This is a genomic window from Buttiauxella noackiae, assembly GCF_000737905.1.
Classification (GTDB): domain Bacteria; phylum Pseudomonadota; class Gammaproteobacteria; order Enterobacterales; family Enterobacteriaceae; genus Buttiauxella; species Buttiauxella noackiae.
Map to the genome: position 1 here is coordinate 76,413 of NZ_JPRU01000004.1, position 19,986 is coordinate 96,398.

The window sequence follows — 19,986 nt, forward strand, 5'->3', positions numbered from 1 at the left end:
GCGGAACAGTTACCAGGTTTTACCAATGTTAAACTGGAACTGTTCTGCTTTGTCGCCTTCGTATTTCTTGAACGGTTGGGCATAAGAGAACACCAACGGCCCCAGCGGTGACATCCATTGCAATGCGACACCTGCTGACATACGAATATTACTTGGGTCACTGTAGTCCGGCACCCCAGCGTCTTTCATTTGCTGAGTATTTTGCCAGTTAGTATCCCAAACAGTACCGGCATCCACGAACAGAGAGGTACGAACAGAGTTCGCGTACTTCTCGCTCAGGAATGGCGTTGGCGTGATAAGTTCAAGACTTGCCACCGCCATTGCGTTACCACCGACAGCATCGTCAGAACTACACACTTCGTTTGACGAAGCTTTGTTACAGTTATCTGTATCATTGCCGCCGTAATAAACAGCTTTCGGGCCAATGTTATTAGACTGGAAACCACGAACAGTACTGGAGCCACCGGCATAGAAGTTTTCATAGAACGGCATCTCTTTACCGCCCAAACCATCACCGTAACCCCAACGAGTCCGCCCTAACATTACCCAGGTATGATCTTCATTAATTGGGAAGTAGCTTGCCGTATCCAGCGTCACTTTATAGAACTCGTTATCAGAGCCTGGTACGGTAACTTTACCGTTCAGGTTCACACGCGAACCTTCCGTTGGGAAGTAACCACGGTCAAGTTTGTTGTACGTCCAGCCATAGTTCAGCGTGAAGTCATCTGCGGCAAACCCGTTGTTATCAGAGTTTTTATCAGCCGATTGGCCGACTGAATCCAGATAACGCCACATCGCAACCTGCGGTTGCATGTTGGACAGGTCGTTATGCACGTAACCTAAGCCCAGGCGCAATGTGTTGTTTTCGTTAACCGGGAAGCCAAGCGTTCCGTCCACACCATAACTTGTATTGGTGTAGTCAGAAAGATCCGCATCATCAGCTTTAAAGTCATTGTAGAAGACACGGCCGCCGAGGCTCACACCATCAACTGTAAAGTATGGATCGGTTACCGACAATTCAGCATATGTCTGATAATCGTTTTTGGTACCGTTGATACCAACCGAGTAACCTGTTCCTAACCAGTTATCCTGCTGGACACCGACCTGGAAGCTGATACCACTTTCAGTACCGTAACCCACACCAAAGTTGAAGCTACCGGTATTACGCTCTTTAACTTTGTAGACTACATCAACCTGGTCAGGGCTACCTGGCACACGTTGTGTATCAACATCTACAGTTTCGAAGTAACCCAAACGATTCAGACGATCTTTACCGGAGTTAACAAGATCGCTACCCAGCCAGGTCCCTTCCATTTGGCGCATTTCACGACGCAGGACTGAATCTTTACTGGTGTCGTTGCCTTCGAAACGAATTTTACGCACGTAATAACGGTTACCTGAATCAACGTTCACATGCAGCTTAACGGTCTTATCTGCATCATTGATCTCAGGTTGCGTTTGCACACGCGGATAGGCGTAACCATAACGACCCAACAGTTTCTTGATGTCGTCTTCCATCTTGGTCACTTTGGTGCCGTTATAAAGCTCACCTGGTTTGAGTTTAGTCAGCGTTTCAATTTCTGCTGAGTGCCCTGCCAGATTGCCGTTCACCGTCACGCCAGCAATCTTGTACTGATCGCCTTCGGTCACGTTGATGGTAACGTAAATGCTTTTCTTATCAGGCGTCAGACTGACCTGCGTGGAATCGATGTTGAATCGAGCATAACCACGGTCCAGGTAGTAGCTGCGCAGTGTTTCGAGGTCACCGGCAAGCTTCTGTTTCTGATATTTACGATCGCCCACCACGTTCCACCATGGCACTTCATCACGCAACTGGAAATGCGAAATGAGTTCATCAGTCGTAAACGCATGGTTGCCTACGATGTTGATTTGCTGAATTTTGGCTGAAACGCCTTCCTGGAATACCAGTTTCAGGTCAACACGGTTACGCGGCAATGGCGTAACAACGGCTTTCACGCTGGCACTATACTTACCAACGCTGTAGTAGAAATCTTCCAGCCCTTTTTCAATATCAGCCAGGGTCGTTCTATCCAGTGATTCGCCGACACGCACACTAGAAGCCTCGAGGTTCTGCTTGAGCATGTCGTCCTTCACGGACTTGTTACCGGAGAAGGTAATACTCGCGATTGTCGGGCGTTCTTTCACCTGAACAACTAACGTTTCGCCATCACGAAGTACCCGGACATCTTCGAAGTTCCCGGTAGCAAACAGTGAACGAATAGTATTACTGATATCCTCGTCAGAGACAGTATCGCCTACGCGAACCGGCATGCTGAGGAGGGCCGCACCGACGGCGACTCGCTGCAGGCCTTCGAAATGAATATCCTTCACCACGAACCCGTCTGCACCGTATACGGTGGCGCTGCTAAACAGCAGCGACGCTATGAGCAACTTTTTCATCGCCATCGTTGTTATGCGTTCTTCCTAACCTATTCTCTCTAAAACCGAGAGAAATCATTGAAAAGTGCAAGCCCCATCAACAGCACCAGCAATATAGAGCCAATGCGGTAACTAAAGTCTTGAACTCGCTCGGAAACCGGCCCACCCTTCAGCTTTTCAATCGCCAAAAAGAGCAGATGCCCCCCGTCCAGAACGGGTAACGGAAACAGGTTGATTATCCCCAGATTGACGCTAATCAGCGCCAGGAACATCAGATAGTAAATCAACCCAGATTCCGCTGACATCCCTGCCCCTTGAGCTATAGAGATTGGCCCACTGAGGTTATTCAGTTTGATGTCACCGGTTATTAATTTTCCCAGCATATTGACTGTAAGCTTCATCAGTTGCCAGGTTTTATCCGTGGCTTCCGCGACAGCAGCAAACGGCCCATACTGGCGTACTGTTTTATACTCATCAGGCAGTGGGATAACCTTTGGTACTACCCCCGCAAACCCTTCAGCCTTCGCTTTACCCGGTTTTGTATCCGGTATCAGCGTTAAAGACAAGAGCGCCCCTTGTCTTTCTATTTCTAGCTCCAGTGGGTGACCTGGATTGTCACGCACCTGACTAACAAATTCTGTCCACTGAGCAAGTGCCGCACCGTTGACTTTAACGATCCTGTCCCCGCCTTGCAAACCCGCTTTGCTCGCAGCGGAATTGGGCTGTACTTCTTGTAATACCGTTTCAATTTGCGGGCGACGCGGGCCGATGCCTAATGAAGTGATCGGATCCTGCTTTTCAGGCTCAAATTGCCAGTGGCGCAAATCTAGAGTTTTCTCACTTTTCAGATTTGAACCTAGTGGTGCCAGCGTAAGATTAACACTGTCATCACCAATCTTTGCCATCAACTCAAGTTGAACCGATTCCCAGTCAGGCGTTTCGATACCATCTATCGCTTTAAGTTCCATGCCTGGTGCAATTTGTGCTTCGGCTGCTATCGAGTTGGGCATTACTTCACCAACAACCGGACGAACACCAGGGACACCGATGATAAACACCAGCCAGTAGGCAAACACGGCGAAGATAAAGTTAGCAATAGGGCCGGCAGCAATAATTGCAGCACGTTGAGAAACGGTTTTGTTATTGAAGGCCTGATGGCGTAGTTCCGGCGTAACCGGCTCAACACGCTCATCAAGCATTTTGACATAACCACCTAGTGGGATCAGGGCGATTACAAATTCGGTACCGTGGCGATCGGAACGACGCCAGAGCGCTTTACCAAAACCAATGGAAAAGCGCTCTACTTTGACGCCACAGCGGCGAGCTACCCAGAAATGACCGAACTCATGCACGGTAATTAAGACACCCAGTGCGACAATAAACGCAGCCAAATTCCAGAGTAAGCTCAGCATATAACCTTCCGTTAAATCGTCCTGAATACCAGCAATAACAGACAGGCAAATACCGGTACTGCTGCTGTGAGGCTATCAATGCGGTCAAGGATACCACCATGACCGGGGATCAGGTGACCGCTATCTTTAATCCCTGCTTCACGCTTAAACATACTTTCGGTTAAATCGCCCAATACTGAAGCAAGAGCAGCTATAACCGAACAGGTCAACAGAATAGCCGGTGACACATCCAGATTCGCCCACATGCCGAACAGCACGGAGATAATCGCAGAAGTGAACAACCCACCAAAGAAGCCCTGCCATGTTTTACCCGGAGACACTTTCGGCGCTAATTTGTGTTTGCCAAACATTTTGCCAAACATATAAGCACCGGAGTCAGCTCCCCAGACTAGAACCATCACATACAACAGCCAGATTGAACCGGTGTAGTGGTTAATCTCGTAATGCCAGTTACGTAATACAATCATGCCCCAGAAAAACGGCACAATCGTTAATACGCCAAACAACAGACGCAACACTTTTGAGTTGCGCCAGATTGATGCAGAACCTGGATAAAACAACACCAGTAACAGCGCGGCAAACCACCAGGCAAGTGATGCCCATAGCGAAGCCTCAATCAACGGAATATGAACCGTACGCTGGTATTCAGGTAATGCATAAAGCATTAATGCCAGTAACAGACCACACAACACAGCAAGCCAAACACGTTGAGAACGCGCTTTAAAACCTGCCAATTGTCCCCATTCCCAGGCTGCCAGCATACATACCACGAGGGTTGTAATAGCAAATCCTACTGGTGGAAGCCAAAATAACGCGGCAATAACCACCGGGATTAAAATAAACGCAGAAAGCAGGCGATACTTCAGCAAAAGTGACCCCCAACAGGCTTACTCACTACCAGGTGCTGTGCCGCCAAAGCGACGCTCTCGATTTGCAAAAGCATTTAATGCACCTTCAAAGTCTTGTTCATCGAAATCAGGCCAAAGAACATCAGTGAAATAAAGTTCTGCGTAGGCAATCTGCCAAATCAGAAAGTTACTAATACGATGCTCTCCCCCTGTCCTAATTACTAAATCTACGGGAGCCAGTTCATTCATGCAGATTTGCTTACTCAGCATCTCTTCATCAATCTGGTCTGGACGCAGTAAGCCTTCTTGTACCTGTTCGGCAAGATGCCGCACACCTTGAATAATATCCCAACGCCCGCCATAGTTCGCGGCAATATTGAGAGTCAAACCTGTGTTGGCACTCGTTAAGTCTTCGGCTTTTTTGATACGTTCTTGCAGGCGAGCATTGAATCGGCTGATATCGCCGATAATACGCAAACAGACATTGTGACGATGCAAACTTTTGACTTCACTGTCTAAAGCCCACACAAACAACTCCATTAGTGCGCTAACTTCTTGAGCTGGACGATTCCAGTTTTCACTACTAAAAGCATAGAGCGTAAGCGCATCTATACCATTATTTGCCGCAAAACTTACCGCCCGGCGAACAGATTTCGCCCCCGCCTTATGGCCGGAAACCCTCATCTTCCCTTGTCGTTTCGCCCAGCGACCGTTGCCATCCATAATAATGGCAACATGGCGTGCGCCATGTCCGGATTGTGTTTCGCTTAATTGTTGGTTTGCAGACAACATAACGCGTAATTATTCCCAGATAAGGATTAAGCGGTACTCAGAATGATCTCAGCTTTTACATAAAAAAGCCGTGCTATAACACGGCTTACCAATCTTTCAGTCAGTTATTCCTGGCCGAAAGATGGCGCAGACTATATCACTGAAGCACAAAGCTAACAAATAGAGGCATATCAGCTGAATAAATAATCATCGGGAAGCGATGCGCGTCACCAAATCTCGGGCAACCTCGCGTGCTTTCGCATCAACAGCAAGAACCTCTTCCACGCTCTTCGGCTCAGTCAATTCAACACTATCAAGGACTGCGCGATTTAAGGAAGCAATGTCTGTAAAACGTAGCTGTTGTTGCAAGAAAGCTTCAACCACAATTTCATTTGCAGCGTTCAGTACGGTCGTTGCAGCTTGCCCCTGCTCAAATGCTTCCATTGCAAGCTTCAGGCAAGGATAGCGATGATAGTCTGGTTCCATGAAGGTGAAAGTACCAATTTTACAAAAATCGAGTGGTTCAACACCTGACTGCACGCGCTCAGGAAATGCCATGGCGTGTGCGATAGGCGTGCGCATATCTGGAGCGCCTAACTGCGCCAGCACACTACCATCACGATAACGAACCATCGAGTGGATAACCGACTGCGGATGTATCAGTACTTCCATTTGTTTCGCTGAAGCATTGAATAGCCAACGAGCTTCAATGTATTCGAGACCTTTGTTCATCATGGTGGCCGAGTCGACTGAGATTTTACGTCCCATCGACCAGTTCGGATGGCTACAAGCCTGGTCCGGAGTCATTGCTGCCAGTTCGCCTAACGGCGTCTCACGGAATGGGCCACCTGACCCGGTAAGAATAATTGACGAAACGCCATTACCCTCAAGTTCAGCGTACCCGAGGTTTTGCTGAATTGTTTCCGGCAAACTCTGAAAAATTGCGTTGTGTTCGCTGTCGATAGGCAGAAGCTGAGCATGGCTTCGTTGTACAGCATCCATAAACAGCCGCCCACAAGTCACCAGAGATTCTTTATTTGCCAGTAACACTTGCTTGCCTGCAGCAATCGCCGCAAGAGTGGGTAACAGGCCGGCAGCGCCAACAATAGCCGCCATAACCTGATTAACTTCATCCAGCGCCGCCATTTCACAAGCTGCCTGCTGCCCGGCCAGAACTTCAGTGCTACTCCCTTGCTCTTTAAGCAAACGACGTAACTCTCCAGCAGAAACTTCATCATCCATTACTGCCCAGCGCGGCTTGAACTCCAGGCACTGCTCAGCCATGCGCGCGACATTTTTCCCGGCTACCAGGGCGATGACGGAAAAGTTATCAGGATTATGACGAACAACGCTAAGGGTACTGGTACCGATAGATCCGGTAGAGCCGAGAATGGTCAGTTGCTTCATGGGGCGCTCTGGAGTTTTAGTATGAATAATCAAATAAAAAACGCCGTAGACAATAATCGTGGCATGAGCCACGGCTTGCATACGGCGTTTGATCCGTCATCTCAACGGATTAGAACTGCATCAACTCAGCTTCTTTCTCAGCAAGCGCAGCATCTACTTTCTTGATAGCAGCATCAGTCATTTTCTGAACGTCGTCCTGAGAACGGCGATCGTCATCTTCACTGATTTCTTTATCTTTCAGCAGCGCTTTCACTTTGTCGTTAGCATCACGGCGAACGTTACGAACCGCCACACGTGCGCCTTCAGCTTCGCCACGTACAATTTTGATCAGATCTTTACGACGTTCTTCAGTCAGTGCCGGTAGTGGAACACGAATGTCGGTACCAGCAGAGCTTGGGTTCAGACCGAGGTCGGAAGTCATGATCGCTTTCTCAACGGCCTGGCTCAGAGAACGGTCAAACACGTTGATCTTCAGTGTGCGAGAATCTTCAACCGTTACACTTGCCAATTGGCGCAGTGGAGTCGGGGTGCCGTAATACTCCACAATGATACCGTCCAGCAGGGATGGAGAGGCGCGGCCGGTGCGGATTTTACTGATTTGGGTTTTGAATGCTTCTACGCATTTTTCCATACGCACTTCGGCATCTTTTCTGATATCGCTAATCACGTTACGAATCCTTGAAAACTGGTTTAGGGCAGACCACACTTCACGCCGCTATGCAGACGCTGCGAGCTAAGTATAGCCCTGTTTATTCATGGCGCCCGTTGGGGTTCACCTGTTACGACTGTTTGAAACTGAATCTTACCCTGATTAAGCATCGACTGAAATTATTCAGTGATTAAAGTGCCTTCTTTTTCGCCCATAACCACACGGCGAAGTGCACCAGGTTTGTTCATGTTGAAAACACGAATCGGCAATTTGTGATCGCGGGCAAGCGTGAACGCAGCCAAATCCATCACTTTCAGCTCTTTATCCAACACTTCGGTATAAGTCAGTTGCTCATAAAGCGTTGCAGTAGGATCTTTAACAGGATCCGCAGTAAACACGCCATCTACTTTCGTGGCTTTCAGTACCACGTCCGCTTCAATCTCAATACCACGCAGACACGCAGCAGAGTCAGTAGTAAAGAATGGATTACCGGTACCGGCTGCCAGGATAACTACGCGGTTATTGCGCAGCAAGCTGATAGCTTCTGCCCAGCTGTAGTTATCACATACGCCATTCAATGGAATAGCAGACATCAGACGAGCGTTCACATAGGCGCGATGAAGCGCATCACGCATTGCCAGACCGTTCATTACGGTTGCCAGCATGCCCATGTGGTCGCCCACAACACGGTTCATACCGGCTTTTGCCAGGCCTGCACCGCGGAATAAGTTGCCACCACCAATCACCACCCCGACCTGAATACCCAATTCAACCAGCTCTTTAATTTCCTGAGCCATACGATCAAGGATGCTTGCATCAATACCGAAGCCTTCGGTACCTTGCAGCGCTTCGCCGCTTAGCTTGAGCAGAATGCGTTTGTAGACAGGTTTTGCATTGGTAGCCATGATTCTTTCCTGGGAACAGTCAACGAATGGGGATGGTAAATTCAGGCGACATAATGTCGCATATCAACAAGATCTGTATCAGAGCAGGCTGATTTTTAAAGCCAGATAAAAAGGAACCGCCAATTGGCGGCTCCTTTAAAAATTAAGACTGCTTGGACATTGCAGCAACTTCTGCTGCGAAGTCAGTCTCAACTTTCTGGATGCCTTCGCCCACTTCAAAGCGGATGAAGCCATTTACATCAGCATTATGCTCTTTCAGCAGCTGACCAACAGTTTTGCTTGGGTCGATGACGAAAGGCTGACCAGTCAGAGAAACTTCACCGGTGAATTTCTTCATGCGGCCTTCAACCATTTTCTCTGCGATTTCTTTCGGCTTGCCAGACTGCATAGCGATGTCGAGCTGAACCTGGTACTCTTTCTCAACAACTTCAGCAGACACGTCTTCTGGCTTAACGAATTCTGGCTTGCTTGCAGCAACGTGCATAGCGATTTGCTTAACCAGCTCTTCGTCAGCGCCTTTAGCTGCAACAACAACACCGATGCGAGCACCGTGCAGGTAGCTACCCAGAACATCACCTTCCAGAACTGCAACACGACGAATGTTGATGTTCTCACCGATTTTAGCAACCAGTGCAACACGCTCTTCTTCGAACTGTGCTTTCAGTACTTCGATATCAGTAATTTTGCCTGCAGCAGCAGCGTCCAGCACTTTGTCAGCAAATGCCTGGAAACCACCATCTTTAGCAACGAAGTCAGTCTGGCAGTTAACTTCCAGAATCACAGCGTAGCCGTCTGCGATCTTAGTTTTGATCACGCCGTCAGCAGCTACGTTGCCTGCTTTCTTAGCCGCTTTGATCGCACCAGACTTACGCATGTTTTCGATTGCCAGCTCGATGTCGCCATTAGCTTCAGTCAGTGACTTTTTGCAATCCATCATGCCTGCGCCAGTACGTTCACGCAGTTCTTTTACCAGAGCAGCAGTAATATCAGCCATTCTAAAATCCTCGGTTATCTCGTAGAGAGAGATAAGCCCTGGTCCACGGAATAGACGAACCCTGGCTCAAAATAAAAAGGGGGCCTGAGACAGGCCCCCTAACCAAACTATTCAATACCTGGTTAATAAGGGCTCAATGAGAGCGAACCTTATTATTCAGCTTCTACGAAGCTTTCTTCTGCCTGAGAAGCCAGATCCTGAGAGCGGCCTTCACGAACGGTAGCAGCTACAGCACCCAGATACAGGGTTACAGCACGGATTGCATCGTCGTTACCAGGGATAACGAAATCAACGCCATCTGGATCGGAGTTAGTATCAACGATAGAGAATACTGGGATACCCAGGTTGTTCGCTTCTTTGATTGCAATGTGTTCGTGATCAGCGTCGATTACAAACAGAGCATCCGGCAGACCGCCCATATCCTTGATACCACCCAGGCTGTTTTCCAACTTCACCAGCTCACGGGTACGCATCAGTGCTTCTTTCTTGGTCAGTTTGTCGAAGGTACCGTCCTGAGACTGGATTTCCAGGTCTTTCAGACGTTTGATGGACTGACGAACAGTTTTCCAGTTAGTCAGCATGCCGCCCAACCAGCGATGGTTCACGAAGAACTGATCGCAGCTCAGAGCAGCTTCTTTTACTGGTTCGCTTGCAGCACGCTTAGTACCAACGAAAAGGATTTTGCCTTTACGAGAAGAAATCTTGCTCAGCTCAGCCAAAGCTTCGTTGAACATAGGTACAGTTTTTTCAAGGTTGATGATGTGAACTTTGTTACGAGCGCCGAAGATGAAAGGCTTCATTTTCGGGTTCCAGTAACGGGTTTGGTGACCGAAGTGAACACCAGCCTTGAGCATGTCGCGCATGGAAACAGTTGCCATGATTAAAACCTCTATATAAAAGTATGGGGTTAAGCCTCCACGTATCCCATATTACCGACCCCAAAGGGCACCCCGGAATATGTGTCGATACGTGTGTGTTATTTACACAAAGTGAGAGTGTTGGCTGTACCCGAAAAATCGGAATACAAGTCCGGCGCGCTTTATACCATAAAACAGACCCGGACTCCAATAGTTGTTAGCAGATAGTGCGCACACTGATTCTCGATTTGGCACCGATCGTAGGCCCTGATAACATTGACCTACACCTGCTCAATTATTGTCGCTAATGACGACACCTGCGGATCGAATTAATGGCTATCTCAATTAAAACACCTGAAGAAATCGAAAAAATGCGCATCGCGGGCCGACTTGCCGCTGAAGTGCTGGAAATGATTGAACCCCATGTACAACCGGGCGTTAGCACTGGTGAACTGGACCGTATTTGTAACGATTACATCGTTAACCAGCAGCAAGCTATTTCCGCGTGCCTGGGTTACCACGGCTTCCCAAAATCAGTGTGTATCTCTATTAACGAAGTGGTCTGTCACGGCATTCCTGATGACGCTAAGATTTTGAAAAATGGCGACATCGTCAACATTGACGTCACTGTCATCAAAGACGAATACCACGGTGACACCTCAAAAATGTTCATCGTCGGTAAACCGACCATTCTGGGTGAGCGCCTGTGCCGTGTTACCCAGGAAAGCCTGTATTTGTCCCTTCGCATGGTAAAACCAGGTATTCGCCTGCGCACTCTGGGTGCTGCAATTCAGAAATTCGTCGAAGCTGAAGGTTTTTCTGTGGTTCGTGAATACTGTGGACACGGTATTGGCCGCGTATTCCACGAAGAACCACAGGTGCTGCATTACGATGCTGATGACGGTGGCGTAGTGCTGCAACCGGGCATGACTTTCACCATCGAGCCGATGGTGAACTCTGGCGATTACCGTATTCGTACCATGAAAGACGGTTGGACAGTGAAAACCAAAGATCGCTGCTTGTCTGCACAATACGAGCATACTATTGTGGTGACAGATAACGGCTGCGAAATTCTCACTTTACGCAAGGATGACACCATCCCCGCGGTGATTTCGCATAACGAGTGATATGCCTGGCGAAAGTCAGCAATCGAAGCCGGCTTATGCCGGCTTTTTTTATGGATGGCGACATGACACCGAGCTTACCCGAGCAGTACGCAACCACTGTGCTTCCTGAGATTTCCGGGCAACCTGAATACCCCATCAACTGGACAGATTCAGAGCTTAATTGCGCCGAAATTAAAGCCCGCCTTGACACTTTCCAGCAATGGTTAGGAACAGCATTCGACGACGGTAATTCCGCCGAAAAACTTATCGATGCCCGCACCGAGTTTATCGACCAGCTACTGCAACGGTTATGGGTAAATTACGGTTTTGGTGATGTCCCTGAAACCGCACTTGTCGCGGTGGGCGGCTACGGGCGCGGGGAACTCCATCCGTTATCTGACATTGATTTGTTGATACTCAGCCGTAAACGTCTGAGCGAACCACAATCCCAAAAAATCGGTGAACTTCTCACACTACTGTGGGACGTAAAGTTAGAAGTCGGGCACAGCGTACGCACGCTTGAAGAGTGCCTGCTTGAAGGTCTTTCTGATTTAACGGTTGCCACCAACCTGATTGAGTCGCGCTTACTGATTGGCGATGTTGCACTCTTCCTTGAACTGCAAAAACACATTTTCAGTGACGGCTTCTGGCCATCCGCCAAATTCTTTGCCGCAAAAATTGATGAGCAAAATGTTCGTCACCAGCGTTACCACGGCACAAGTTATAACCTCGAGCCAGATATCAAAAGCAGCCCCGGCGGTTTGCGTGACATCCATACTTTGCAATGGGTCGCTCGTCGCCACTTTGGCGCCACGTCCATGAGCGAAATGGTCGGTTTTGGTTTTTTAACCGAAGCGGAAAGAAATGAACTGGATGAGTGCCAGCACCTACTGTGGCGTATTCGCTTCGCTTTGCATCTCGAAGTGAATCGCTATGACAACCGTTTGTTATTCGACAGGCAGCTAAGCGTTGCTCAGCGTCTGGATTACAACGGTGATGGCAATCAGCCAGTCGAACACATGATGAAAGATTTCTATCGTGTGACCCGTCGCGTCGGTGAGCTTAACCAAATGCTGTTGCAGCTGTTTGATGAAGCGATTCTTGCACTTGATGCCAGCGAAAAACCGCGCCCATTGGACGATGACTTCCAGTTACGTGGCACGCTTATCGATCTGCGTGACGAAACGCTATTTATGCGTGAACCGCAGGCCATTTTGCGCATGTTTTACATGATGGTGCGTAACCGTGACATCACCGGAATTTATTCAACCACCTTACGCCATTTGCGCCATGCACGTCGCCATTTAGTACAGCCGCTTTGCTACATTCCAGAAGCGCGCGATCTCTTCCTCACGATATTGCGCCATCCCGGTGCCGTGAGCCGCGCTTTACTGCCAATGCACCGCCACAGTGTGTTGTGGGCGTATATGCCGCAGTGGTCGCATATCGTCGGGCAAATGCAGTTTGACCTGTTCCATGCTTACACGGTCGATGAACACACCATTCGCGTGCTGCAAAAACTGGAAAGCTTCGCGAAAGAAGAAACCCGCCCGAAGCACCCACTATGTGTGGATCTCTGGCCCCGTCTGTCGCATCCGGAGCTGATCCTGATTGCAGCCCTGTTCCATGACATCGCCAAAGGTCGCGGCGGCGATCACTCCGTTCTTGGCGCTCAGGACGTCTTAAAATTTGCCGAACTGCACGGCCTGAACTCACGCGAAACACAGCTCGTCGCATGGCTTGTGCGCCAACATTTGTTGATGTCAGTCACCGCGCAGCGCCGTGATATTCAGGACCCGGAAGTCATTAAGCAGTTTGCCGAAGAAGTGCAGACTGAAAACCGCCTGCGTTACCTGGTTTGCCTGACCGTCGCTGATATCTGTGCGACCAACGAAACCTTGTGGAATAGCTGGAAACAGAGCCTGTTGCGTGAGCTCTATTTCGCTACCGAAAAACAGCTGCGCCGCGGAATGCAAAATAGCCCGGATATGCGTGAACGCGTGCGCCACCACCAGCTTCAGGCGCTGGCGTTGCTGCGTATGGATAACATCAACGAAGAGGCGCTGCATAACATCTGGCGTCGCTGTCGGGCGAACTATTTTGTTCGCCACACACCAAATCAAATCGCCTGGCATGCGCGCCATTTGCTGAAGCACGACCTCAGCAAGCCGATGATTTTGCTTAGCCCGCAGGCAACACGGGGGGGTACCGAAATCTTCATCTGGAGCCCTGACCGCCCTCACCTGTTTGCCGCCGTTTGTGCCGAGCTGGACAGGCGCAACCTCAGCGTTCATGACGCACAAATATTTACGACGCGCGATGGCATGGCAATGGATACCTTTATTGTGCTGGAGCCGGATGGCAGTCCGCTTTCCGCCGACAGGCATGATCTTATCCGCCACAGCATTGAACAAGCCATTACGCAGACCAGTTGGCAAACACCTCAGCCGCGCCGCCAGTCTGCCAAACTACGTCACTTTACCGTCGATACTGAGGTGAATTTCCTGCCAACGCATACCGATAGAAGAACGTTCCTGGAGCTGATAGCTTTAGATCAGCCAGGTTTACTGGCTCGCGTGGGAGAAGTGTTTGCCGATCTCGGAATTTCGCTTTACGGGGCCAGAATTACGACAATTGGCGAGCGAGTAGAAGATTTATTTATAATAGCCACCGCCGACCGGCGTGCTCTTAATAATGAGTTGCAAGAGGAAGTACAGCAACGGTTGACAGCGGCCCTTAATCCAAACGATAAATAACAGTCTGTTAATTTCGTCACAATCAGGAAAATGTTCACAATGCCAATGCAGCAGCTACAAAATGTAATTGAAACCGCTTTCGAGCGCCGCGCCGAAATCACTCCTGCAAATGCTGATACCGTCACTCGTGAAGCGGTAAACCAGGTCATCTCCCTGCTCGACAGCGGTGCGCTGCGCGTTGCCGAAAAAATTGATGGCCAGTGGGTTACCCACCAATGGCTGAAGAAAGCCGTTCTGCTCTCTTTCCGTATCAATGACAACCAGGTTATTGATGGTGCCGAAAGCCGCTACTTCGATAAAGTGCCGATGAAATTCGCCAACTATGACGAAGCACGCTTCCAGAAAGAAGGCTTCCGCGTTGTGCCACCAGCGGCCGTTCGCCAGGGCGCATACATCGCACGTAACACCGTTCTGATGCCGTCTTACGTCAACATCGGTGCATACGTTGATGAAGGCTCAATGGTTGATACCTGGGCGACTGTTGGTTCTTGTGCGCAGATTGGTAAAAACGTTCACCTGTCTGGTGGCGTCGGCATCGGTGGTGTTCTGGAGCCATTACAGGCTAACCCAACTATCATCGAAGATAACTGCTTCATCGGCGCGCGTTCAGAAGTTGTGGAAGGCGTTATCGTTGAAGAAGGCTCTGTGATTTCTATGGGCGTTTACATCGGCCAAAGCACGCGTATTTATGACCGTGAAACCGGCGAAGTGCATTACGGCCGCGTACCAGCAGGTTCCGTGGTTGTTTCCGGCAACTTGCCATCTAAAGATGGTAAATACAGCCTGTACTGTGCAGTTATCGTGAAAAAAGTCGACGCGAAAACTCGCGGCAAAGTTGGAATCAACGAGCTGCTTCGCACTATCGACTAATAAAATGTGTAAAAGGCGGGCTTACCCGCCTTTTTAGCATTTAGGGCTAGCGGAAAAGGATTTTTCCGTTAATTATCTATAGGTTAATGATATCGAAAAAGGTCACACTATGTACGATAACTTGAAAAGTCTGGGTATTACCAATCCTGATGAAATCGATCGTTATAGCCTCCGGCAGGAAGCCAACAACGATATCCTGAAAATCTATTTCCAGAAGGATAAAGGCGAGTTTTTCGCTAAAAGCGTGAAGTTTAAATACCCACGCCAGCGCAAAACTGTCGTTGCCGATGGCGTCGGCCAGGGTTACAAAGAAGTGCAGGAAATCAGCCCGAATCTGCGCTATGTAATTGATGAATTAGATCAACTTTGCCAACGAGATCGCACTGAAGTGGATCTGAAACGCAAAATCCTCGACGATCTTCGCCATCTGGAATCGGTGGTTGCTCATAAGATCAGTGAAATTGAATCCGATCTTGAAAAGCTAACCCGCGGTAAATAATCCAAAAGGGCCGGAATCTCCGGCCCTTTTCTTATCTTTGCTCATCCAGCTGCAACGCCACATACAGCAACAATCTATCGTCAAAATTCCCTAAATCTAACCCTGTTAATTCCGAAATACGGTTAAGCCGGTATTCGAGCGTATTACGATGAATAAACAATGCTTTAGACGTTGCAAGTGGCTGCACGTTGTGTCGGAACCACGCGCTTAACGTTCGGCGCAACAGTCCGTTGTTATCCATTGATTTCAGACGAGCTAAAGGGCGCGCCAGTTCATTCGCCTGCCAGCCGCCACGCAAACTATCCAGCAGCACCGGCAACATCAAATCCTGGTAAAAATAGCCCCGACTTTCCGGCATACGCTGTTTGCCGACCATCATGGTAGTGCGAGCGGTTCGGTACGAGCGCGCAATACTTCCAGGGCCAGTAAAATAGTTGCCCAGCGCGACACGGAAGCGTAGCTGACCATTTTCTTTCATGCGGTTGATGAGCTGTTCCACTCGCTTACGGTGGTCTTCTGCATCCCAACGGCCAAAGGGATTTAGCGCGGGCTTCAGCACCACCATCTCCGTTAACGACACAATAGCTATCAAATTATTCCGCTCAGGTGTCGTTAGTGCAGTTTGCAGCTGCTGTAACTCTTCCATAGCGCTTTCCACGCCAAGCTGCCCACTATCGACTTCCACCACGGCGACCACACGAGGTTGATTCAGATCGATACCCAAACGTTGTGCCCATTCACTCAACGCAGGTGTCTGTTCTTCGGCCTGAATCAAATTCATCACCAGCTCTTCACGCAGACGTGTGTCCTGGGCCAGCAAGTGCATCAGACGAGATTGTTCAAGCATCATCTCCGCCGTCATACACACCAGCTCACCATATTTACGCAACGAGCCAGGCTCTCCAGTCAGACCGATAACACCGACAATTTCACCTTCGATGCGTAGCGGCAGGTTAATCCCCTGGCGTACACCGTGCAGATGCCGGGCTACGGCATCATCAATATCAACCACACGCCCCTGAGAGAGCACCAGCAATGCACCTTCGTGCAATTCACCAATACGTTCTTTATCACCGCTGCCAATAATTCGACCACGCGCATCCATCACGTTAATGTTGGTATCAATAATGGTCATGGTGCGCGCCACAATGTCCTGCGCCATTTTGGTATCAAGGTGCCAGCCAGCCATGTGTCCTCCTGAGTCGTGCTAATGGCCTAGCATAGGCGAGATAGATCGCCTCAGCATTGTGCGAATGCACAAAGCACAACTGAAGAGTATGGAGTTGTGGTAAGGCTCACAAAAAAGGGCCGCGATTTGCGGCCCTGATGGTTTAAGGAGAACTTAGTGGCAATTAATTACTGCATCAACAGATAGATGGTGCTGTCGCCACGCTGAATATTAAGCGCCATTACTGACGGCTTGGTGTCCAGAATTTTGCGCAGCTCAGCGATGTTATTTACAACCTGCTGGTTAACACCAATGATAATATCGCCTTTTTTCAGGCCAATACGCGCAGCAGGGCTATTACCTTTAACGTTATTGACGATGACACCCTTCTCATCTTTACCGCTGCGGTTACTCATTTCAGCACCTTCAATACCAGTAAAGATGGTGGCAGAGTCGACCTGAGTCTGGCTGCTTTGTTGCAGTTCCAGATTGACTGAAACGGGTTTGCCATCACGCAACAGGCCAAGTGTCAGTTTACTGCCGACTGGCATAGAGCCCACTTCCGCGCGCAAGGCAGCGAAGCTGCTAATTGCTTTACCGTTCATGGAAACCACAACGTCACCGGCTTTCACACCCGCTTTCGCAGCAGAAGAGTTCGGCATAACCTGGCTGACAAATGCACCACGTTGCGCGTCAACCTTCATCGCTTTTGCCAGTTCAGAGTTCAACTCGGTACCCATGATACCCAGCTCACCACGCTTAACTTGACCATACTGCACCATCTGCGCGGTCAGGTTTTTCACCATGTTGCTTGGGATAGCAAAACCGATACCGATGTTGCCACCGTCTGGTGCCAGAATCGCAGTGTTAATCCCTATCAGTTCACCATTAAGGTTAACCAGCGCACCACCGGAGTTACCACGGTTGATTGCCGCATCGGTCTGGATAAAGTTCTCATAGTTTTCAATGTTCAGGCCACTACGACCCAAGGCTGAAACAATACCGGAGGTCACAGTTTCGCCCAGACCATATGGGTTACCGATAGCCACTGTGTAATCACCAACGCGCAGTGCGTCGGAGTCAGCCATTTTTATCGCAGTCAGATTTTTCGGGTCCTGCAACTGCAACAGTGCGATATCAGAACGTGGATCTTTACCTACCACTTTTGCTTCGAACTTACGTCCATCGCTCAGGGATACCTGGATTTTTGTCGCATTATCAACAACGTGGTTGTTTGTCACCACATAGCCTTTAGCTGCGTCAATAATTACACCAGAACCCAGTGCTGCAAATTTCTGTTGCTGACCGCCGCCCTGAGGGCCTTCTTCACCTGGGCCTGCCTGGCAGAATGGAGAGCTCTGGAATGGAGAGCCTTCCTGACAGAACGGTGAATTATCACCAAAGAACTGTTGGAAGTTACGCCCCATACGTGGCGTATTAACCGTAGTGCTACCCTCAACGTTAATACTCACCACGGAAGGCATTACTTTTTCCAGCATCGGCGCAAGACTTGGCATAGGTTGCGCTGCGGTTGCAGGTACAGAAGAAGCTGTCTCTGCCGCAATTGCAGATACAGGACTCAGCGCCATACTCAGGCTAAGAGCCAGCGCGCTCATTGCTAAAGTTGTTTTTTTCATCGATTTCAGTCTCAAGTTAATAAGTCACGCAAAATTGCTGTGTAGGCCAATATAGAGTGACAATTGAGGCGCTAAGTTCCGCCGATAAGTCACTGGAAAAAGTAAAAATTTATTGTCCGTCTTTACAAAACTCAATGAGCAACTTATTCCACCGCCATCAGGCGCCGATACTCATCCCATGCGAATAAGTCCGTCATTCCACTGATATAATCCTGAATTAGACGACAGCGGTAATAATATTCCCATACCGGGAAATCACTGGCCGACGGCGTCAAATCACTGACTGCCTCAATATACGCAAGCCTATGTTTTGTAGACAATTTGTGGAAGAGTCGAGTTTCAATCGGCAGACGACGTAAACTTTCTTTCTCCACCAGTTCAGCAAAATCCTCAACTGATATATTGAGTAATGGACTGTAAATTTCAAGTAAGCCACTGATAACGCGATAACCTTGTAACTCAAGTTGCTCAACTTCTGGGTGACTAAATACATGTTTAAATGCAACCTGCTTATATAGCTCCAGCAGGCGCGCAAAGGGGCTGTCATCTTCGAGCAGCGCGTGATTGAACTCACCGCTAAATATATCGCCAAGATTATCGATAAAACGTTGTGCGGCGTAAGGCACCAACTGGTTTAGCGTGTTGACGCGCAGATACATAAAGAACTGATCTTCGGTACTGCGGCGCATCTGATTTGAACGGGATTTATCCCAGGCCTCATCAACCACACGCTCAAAAAGATCGCCTTTGCTATGCTCGCCCCAGGCATCACATAAATGCTGATAAAGTTGTTCAACGCTGAAAATGCGCTTCTCAACCGCATCTTCCAGATCCGCCACACAGTAAGAAATATCGTCCGCAGCTTCCATTATCCATGTCAGTGGGAAACGGCTGTATTCGCCCAATTCAAGCTCTGTGCGCAAACGGGCAATGTAGGACTCTTCAGAAAGATAGAAGCCCGGTTTTTTCATCAGATAAGCGTGGCTTTTTGGCGGCTCGCCAACAAACCAGGCCGGGCGCGTATATTTCAGAATGCAACCAACCTGCGCCCAGGTCAGATTCATGCGTAGTAGACTGTGTACCAGACGAATCCCCTGTGCATTACCTTCAAATTGACACAGATCCTGGCGTACCTTGCGGCGTAAGCCATTCAATTGATCTTCACCTTCACGCAGGCGTAAAGCTTCAACCCGGCAACGATCGTCGCTGCGCGGCTGGCTGCCGGCATCTGTTGGGAATAAACGCTGGCGGAACCAGTCATTAATGGCTGACTCACCAAAATGGCCGAACGGTGGGTTACCGATGTCGTGCATCAGGCACGCCATTTCAACAATGCTTTCAAACGGTCCAGTGAGCTCATGCAAACCATAACGCTCAAGGTCTTGCTGCTCCTTCAGGCGACTGAGCACTTCTTTGGCGATGTAGCGTCCGACTTGCTGAACTTCCATCGAGTGCGTCAAGCGAGTGCGAACAGAGGCGTTACGCTCCAGAGGGAAAACTTGAGTTTTCTGCTGCAATCGGCGAATTGCCGGAGAATTGACGATTCTCCCGCGATCGCTTTCAAAAATACGCTGGATTTCATGTTCATTCTTCAGCCCATCAGGCGAGCGGAAACGGCGGTGCCAGTTAATTTTCTTGCGGAAATCTATCTCACTCATGCCCTCTCCTTCGCCTTTTAACAGCGGATTAATTCCTTGATGCCAGCCA

At 49.2% G+C, this 19,986-nt stretch carries 16 protein-coding genes; 4 read left to right on the forward strand and 12 right to left on the reverse strand.

Features of this window, described 5'->3' with window-relative positions; all coding sequences use genetic code 11:
- Window positions 1-9 precede the first annotated feature (9 nt).
- The 9 genes from bamA to rpsB all read right to left on the reverse strand — a co-directional run bounded on the left by bamA (window position 10) and on the right by rpsB (window position 10,264).
- Window positions 10-2,427 carry an outer membrane protein assembly factor BamA gene (bamA, locus tag IX31_RS18125; protein ID WP_034460853.1) on the reverse strand — a complete coding sequence of 806 codons (2,418 nt, stop codon included), beginning with the start codon at window positions 2,425-2,427 and terminating at the stop codon, window positions 10-12.
- Window positions 2,428-2,459: 32 nt separating this feature from the next.
- On the reverse strand, window positions 2,460-3,812 hold the full coding sequence (gene rseP, locus IX31_RS18130; RefSeq protein WP_034460854.1) for a sigma E protease regulator RseP: 1,353 nt from the start codon (window positions 3,810-3,812) through the stop codon (window positions 2,460-2,462).
- 11 nt (window positions 3,813-3,823) lie between these two features.
- On the reverse strand, window positions 3,824-4,681 hold the full coding sequence (cdsA, locus tag IX31_RS18135; protein WP_034460855.1) for a phosphatidate cytidylyltransferase: 858 nt from the start codon (window positions 4,679-4,681) through the stop codon (window positions 3,824-3,826).
- Window positions 4,682-4,699: 18 nt separating this feature from the next.
- Entirely contained in the window at window positions 4,700-5,452 is a 753-nt protein-coding gene (ispU, locus tag IX31_RS18140) for a (2E,6E)-farnesyl-diphosphate-specific ditrans,polycis-undecaprenyl-diphosphate synthase (RefSeq protein ID WP_034460856.1), read from the reverse strand.
- A 186-nt stretch (window positions 5,453-5,638) separates the two neighbouring features.
- A complete protein-coding gene (ispC, locus tag IX31_RS18145; protein WP_034461052.1) occupies window positions 5,639-6,838 on the reverse strand; it encodes a 1-deoxy-D-xylulose-5-phosphate reductoisomerase in 1,200 nt (399 codons plus the stop codon).
- A 109-nt stretch (window positions 6,839-6,947) separates the two neighbouring features.
- Window positions 6,948-7,505 carry a ribosome recycling factor gene (frr, locus tag IX31_RS18150; RefSeq protein ID WP_034460857.1) on the reverse strand — a complete coding sequence of 186 codons (558 nt, stop codon included), beginning with the start codon at window positions 7,503-7,505 and terminating at the stop codon, window positions 6,948-6,950.
- A gap of 161 nt (window positions 7,506-7,666) precedes the next feature.
- A complete protein-coding gene (gene pyrH, locus IX31_RS18155; RefSeq protein ID WP_034460858.1) occupies window positions 7,667-8,392 on the reverse strand; it encodes a UMP kinase in 726 nt (241 codons plus the stop codon).
- A 142-nt stretch (window positions 8,393-8,534) separates the two neighbouring features.
- Window positions 8,535-9,386, reverse strand: coding sequence for a translation elongation factor Ts (gene tsf / locus IX31_RS18160; RefSeq protein ID WP_034460859.1), 852 nt, complete (start codon window positions 9,384-9,386; stop codon window positions 8,535-8,537).
- Window positions 9,387-9,538: 152 nt separating this feature from the next.
- Window positions 9,539-10,264 carry a 30S ribosomal protein S2 gene (gene rpsB, locus IX31_RS18165; RefSeq protein ID WP_034460860.1) on the reverse strand — a complete coding sequence of 242 codons (726 nt, stop codon included), beginning with the start codon at window positions 10,262-10,264 and terminating at the stop codon, window positions 9,539-9,541.
- 311 nt (window positions 10,265-10,575) lie between these two features.
- Between rpsB and map the strand changes: the two genes are divergently transcribed.
- The 4 genes from map (at window position 10,576) to IX31_RS18185 (ending at window position 15,474) form a co-directional block, all read left to right on the forward strand.
- Entirely contained in the window at window positions 10,576-11,370 is a 795-nt protein-coding gene (gene map, locus IX31_RS18170; protein ID WP_034460861.1) for a type I methionyl aminopeptidase, read from the forward strand.
- 62 nt (window positions 11,371-11,432) lie between these two features.
- A complete protein-coding gene (glnD, locus tag IX31_RS18175; protein WP_034461053.1) occupies window positions 11,433-14,105 on the forward strand; it encodes a bifunctional uridylyltransferase/uridylyl-removing protein GlnD in 2,673 nt (890 codons plus the stop codon).
- 45 nt (window positions 14,106-14,150) lie between these two features.
- On the forward strand, window positions 14,151-14,975 hold the full coding sequence (dapD, locus tag IX31_RS18180; RefSeq protein WP_034461055.1) for a 2,3,4,5-tetrahydropyridine-2,6-dicarboxylate N-succinyltransferase: 825 nt from the start codon (window positions 14,151-14,153) through the stop codon (window positions 14,973-14,975).
- 109 nt (window positions 14,976-15,084) lie between these two features.
- The gene (locus tag IX31_RS18185; protein ID WP_034460862.1) at window positions 15,085-15,474 is read left to right on the forward strand and encodes a DUF3461 family protein; all 390 of its coding nucleotides are present in this window, start codon (window positions 15,085-15,087) and stop codon (window positions 15,472-15,474) included.
- Window positions 15,475-15,505: 31 nt separating this feature from the next.
- Here IX31_RS18185 and IX31_RS18190 read toward each other — a convergent pair whose 3' ends face one another.
- From IX31_RS18190 to dgt, 3 genes are all read right to left on the reverse strand, one after another.
- Window positions 15,506-16,663 (reverse strand): CdaR family transcriptional regulator, encoded by a 1,158-nt coding sequence (locus IX31_RS18190; RefSeq protein ID WP_034460863.1) that lies wholly within the window; start codon window positions 16,661-16,663, stop codon window positions 15,506-15,508.
- 167 nt (window positions 16,664-16,830) lie between these two features.
- A complete protein-coding gene (gene degP / locus IX31_RS18195; protein ID WP_034460864.1) occupies window positions 16,831-18,279 on the reverse strand; it encodes a serine endoprotease DegP in 1,449 nt (482 codons plus the stop codon).
- Between the two features lie 143 nt (window positions 18,280-18,422).
- Entirely contained in the window at window positions 18,423-19,937 is a 1,515-nt protein-coding gene (gene dgt / locus IX31_RS18200; protein WP_034460865.1) for a dGTPase, read from the reverse strand.
- Between the last annotated feature and the right edge of the window lie 49 nt (window positions 19,938-19,986).